Below are 3,291 nucleotides of genomic sequence, written 5' to 3'. Positions count from 1 at the left end.
TCAGCCCGACCACCGCCGTCCACCCGGCGTGCCAGGCGGCCACGGCGGCGCCGTCCCCGGCCTCGGCGGCTTCGGGGCGGCGGATGGGATCGAGAAGGGCGGTCCTAGACGTCACGGCCATCCGGGCGCAGGGGTTGAATCAGCCTTATAGATTAGACTGCGCCCCAAGCGCCCCCTAGCGCGCTCGCCTGTCGGGGGAGCGAAGAACCGGGTGTGAGAGGGGCGGTTGTGGCGAGGGCGCGCGCGGCCTATGTCGCGCCCATGACCTCCACCGCTGCTCCCGCCCGCTCCATCGACGAGACCCTGGCCGAACTGGTCGAGGAGTTCGACCTGCTGGGCGATTGGGAGGGACGCATCGAATACGTCATCGACCTGGGCAAGGACTTGCCGCCCCTGCCCGAAGAGGCGCGGATCGAGGCGAACAAGGTGCCGGGCTGCGCCGCCCAGGTCTGGCTGTCGACGCGGGCCGAGGGCGATCGCCTGTTCTTTGACGCGGACAGCGACAGCGCCCTGTCCAAGGGCAACATCGCCCTGCTGCTGCGGCTCTATTCGGGACGGCTGCCGGTTGAGATTCTGGATTTTGACGCCAGGGCGGCGCTGGACCGTCTGGGCCTGCCTTCGGCCCTGACGCGGCAACGCGCCAACGGCCTGAACAGCATGGTCGGCCGCATCCGCGAAGCGGCGCTGGCGGCGGGCTGACTGCGCTTCTCGCTTCCGGTCGAACGCGATCGGGCGCATGATGAGGCGTTCTATCCTGTGCGGAGCGGTCCGATGCCGGTCCTGACGAAACGCGCGCCTTCCTTCTTCAATCCGATCCGAACGGCCGGCTGGAGCGCGGTCGGGCTGATCCTGCTGACGCCGCTGGCGGCCATGCAGTTCACCTCCGAGGTCGCCTGGGACGCGCAGGACTTCCTGTTCGCCGCCGTCCTGCTGATCGGGGCGGGCCTGCTGCTGGAGCTGCTGCTGTGGAAGGCGCGGACGCCGTTGGTGCGGCTGGCGCTGGCCGGGGCGGTGGTCCTGGCCGTGTTGGTGATCTGGGCCGAGGCGGCGGTCGGGATTTTCTGAGCCCCGACCGCCTTGTCGCGGCCTACTGTTGCGGGCCGAGGAAGGGGAAGGCTCGCGCGTTGCTGAACTTGGCGGTGGCGTCGCCCGCGTGGGTGTTGATCTGGTTCTCGCCCAGCTCCAGCCGCTTGACCGGGGCGCGCGCAGAGAAGTCGATCTTCTTCAGGTCCACCCAGAAGGTGTTCGGCGTCAGGGCCGACTCGAAGAAGTACAGCTTGCGCTTGTGATCCACGACCGTGCGCCAGCGCGTCGAGGAGATGTTCGGCTGGTCCGGCGTCGAAATGCCGAACGGCACCGAGACGTTGCGGATCACGCTGAACACGCTGGCCACGGCCATGTTCTGGTCTTCGAACTTGGGAATGGCGTTGACGTAGAAGGAGGCGCGCGCATAGCGGTCGGCCGCCCGGTTGGTGCCTGGCAGCATGACCGTGCCGCCGATGCCCTGCCAATAGGTGTTCAGCGCCAGCTGCTGATCGAAGGTCGGCGAGTTGGTCATCACTTGGTAGTCGCGGCTGTGGTGGATCACCAGCTTGCCGTCGATGTATTCGAAGATGGCGCTGTCGCCGCTGCTGTCCGACAGGGACAGGTGCAGGGTGGTCAGGCGTTCCTGCCCCGGCACATTGTCGCTGACCAGAACGAAGGGCTCGTCGCGCAGGCCTTCGACGGCCTCGGCCACGGTGGCGTAGTTGTCCAGCGCATATTGCGCCCAGGCGGCGATGCTGAGGGCGGGCTTGTTCGGATCGTGGGCCGGGTATTCCGACTCCACCAGCCACAGGACGTTAGCGACCAGGCCCATCTCGTTCACGCCGTCGACGGTCGAGATGTCATAGCCGCTGGCGATGACGCTGCCGTATTTGGACGTCCAGGTCAGGGAGTTGGGGCCGCCGGACCCGTCCCGCGCCATGCCGCGCGGGAAGATCCAGAGGTTGGTCATGATCTCGTCCTTCCAGTCCATCGACCGGGCGGTGATCACCGCGCCGTCGTGGCCGTGATAGACAAGGCGGGTGCAGGCCTCGGCCGCCGGAACGGCCAGCATGAAGGCGGCGGCCAGGGCGGCGACGCCCTTCTTCATTCCATTACGCATGTCGTCTCCTGAGGTGAGAGGATCGTCAGGGGGAGGGAGGATCAGTAGGTCAGCGACAGGCCCAGCACCGGGCCGTGGCGCGTCACCTTCCAGTCGAAGCGCTGGCCGGTGAAATCGTCCTGCTCATAGTTCTGATGCAGCATCCGATAGCCGGCGTTGACCGAGACGGCGCCGGCCGCCAGCGGCGTGCGGTAGGAGGCCAGCGCCTGCCAGGCCAGGCTGTGACGGTCGTCGTCGCCCAGGCCGCCGGCGTCGACCTGGGTGCGCAGGGTCCAGCGTTCGGACACGTCGCTCTCGACCCGCAGGCCCAGCAGCAGGTCGGTCCATTCGGCGCCCTTCTGCGTGGCGCCCAGCGGCGTGTTCAGCTCGGCCCGCAGCTTGCTCCAGCGGGCGCCGATCAGAGGCTCGACACGGAAGCTGCGCGCGTCGCCGAAGGCGGTGCGGCCGCCGACGGGATCGTCGATCAGGCGGAACAGCACCCCGCCCGAGACGGTGGTCGAGCGGGTGCCCAACTCGGCCGGAACGCCCATCAGGGACACGCCCTCATGGGTCTTGGCGTACTGATAGTCGACGAAGGCGCCCCAGCGGCCCTTGCGCACCTCGACGTCGCCCATGACGACGCTCTCCAGCTGGTCGAAGGCGTCCGAGGCGGACACGTCCACCGGCGCCTTGTGCCCGGCCAGGGTGACATTGCCGTCCAGCGAAGTCGCCCAGACATAGGGGCTGACGGTGACGCGCCACTGGTCGTCGGCGCCGGCCTTGACGCCGGTCTGGGCGCTGGCGGAACCGGCGACGGCGAGGCCCGCCAGTCCGAGAAGAAGCGAGGCGGGGCGGAGGAACGTCATGGGGAGTCTACTCACTGCGACCGGGAGGATCGCCCTTAGGTAGAACGGCCATGCTTAAGTAATCGTAGATCAGCAATCTTTGATTGTGCGTCCCGCATGACGGCGGCGCGCCGTCATGCGAGGCCGTAGTGCTCGGCCAGAGCCTGCAAACCCTGTTTCAGCAGGGTCTTGCCCTGTCGGCGGCGCAAGGACAGGGCCTGTTCCGCCAGTTGCAGCGACGTGCCGTGGATGCAGACCTGTTCGACCATGGCGCGCAGGCGCGGGCCGCAGGCGTCCAGCGCCGCCTGCACCCGCGCCGAG

Annotated in this window: 5 protein-coding genes; 2 read left to right on the top strand and 3 right to left on the bottom strand. The window is 68.2% G+C overall.

Annotated elements, in window-relative coordinates; translation table 11 throughout:
* Positions 1-261 precede the first annotated feature (261 nt).
* The gene (locus BDIM_RS12025; protein ID WP_040346929.1) at positions 262-699 is read left to right on the top strand and encodes a SufE family protein; all 438 of its coding nucleotides are present in this window, start codon (positions 262-264) and stop codon (positions 697-699) included.
* A gap of 72 nt (positions 700-771) precedes the next feature.
* Entirely contained in the window at positions 772-1,065 is a 294-nt protein-coding gene (locus BDIM_RS12020) for a hypothetical protein (RefSeq protein WP_003165862.1), read from the top strand.
* A gap of 22 nt (positions 1,066-1,087) precedes the next feature.
* Here BDIM_RS12020 and BDIM_RS12015 read toward each other — a convergent pair whose 3' ends face one another.
* The 3 genes from BDIM_RS12015 to BDIM_RS17260 all read right to left on the bottom strand — a co-directional run.
* Positions 1,088-2,146 (bottom strand): linear amide C-N hydrolase, encoded by a 1,059-nt coding sequence (locus BDIM_RS12015; RefSeq protein WP_169312146.1) that lies wholly within the window; start codon positions 2,144-2,146, stop codon positions 1,088-1,090.
* 41 nt (positions 2,147-2,187) lie between these two features.
* Positions 2,188-2,991 carry a hypothetical protein gene (locus tag BDIM_RS12010; protein ID WP_003165860.1) on the bottom strand — a complete coding sequence of 268 codons (804 nt, stop codon included), beginning with the start codon at positions 2,989-2,991 and terminating at the stop codon, positions 2,188-2,190.
* A 113-nt stretch (positions 2,992-3,104) separates the two neighbouring features.
* Positions 3,105-3,291, bottom strand: a 187-nt coding sequence (locus BDIM_RS17260; RefSeq protein ID WP_248601218.1) for a DUF6456 domain-containing protein, incomplete at its 5' end; no start/stop codon positions are given.

Source organism: Brevundimonas diminuta ATCC 11568 (assembly GCF_000204035.1).
In the GTDB taxonomy this organism is placed as follows: Bacteria; Pseudomonadota; Alphaproteobacteria; order Caulobacterales; family Caulobacteraceae; genus Brevundimonas; species Brevundimonas diminuta.
The sequence above is the reverse complement of the archived record's forward strand: the minus strand, read 5'-3'. Positions and strand labels throughout refer to the sequence as shown.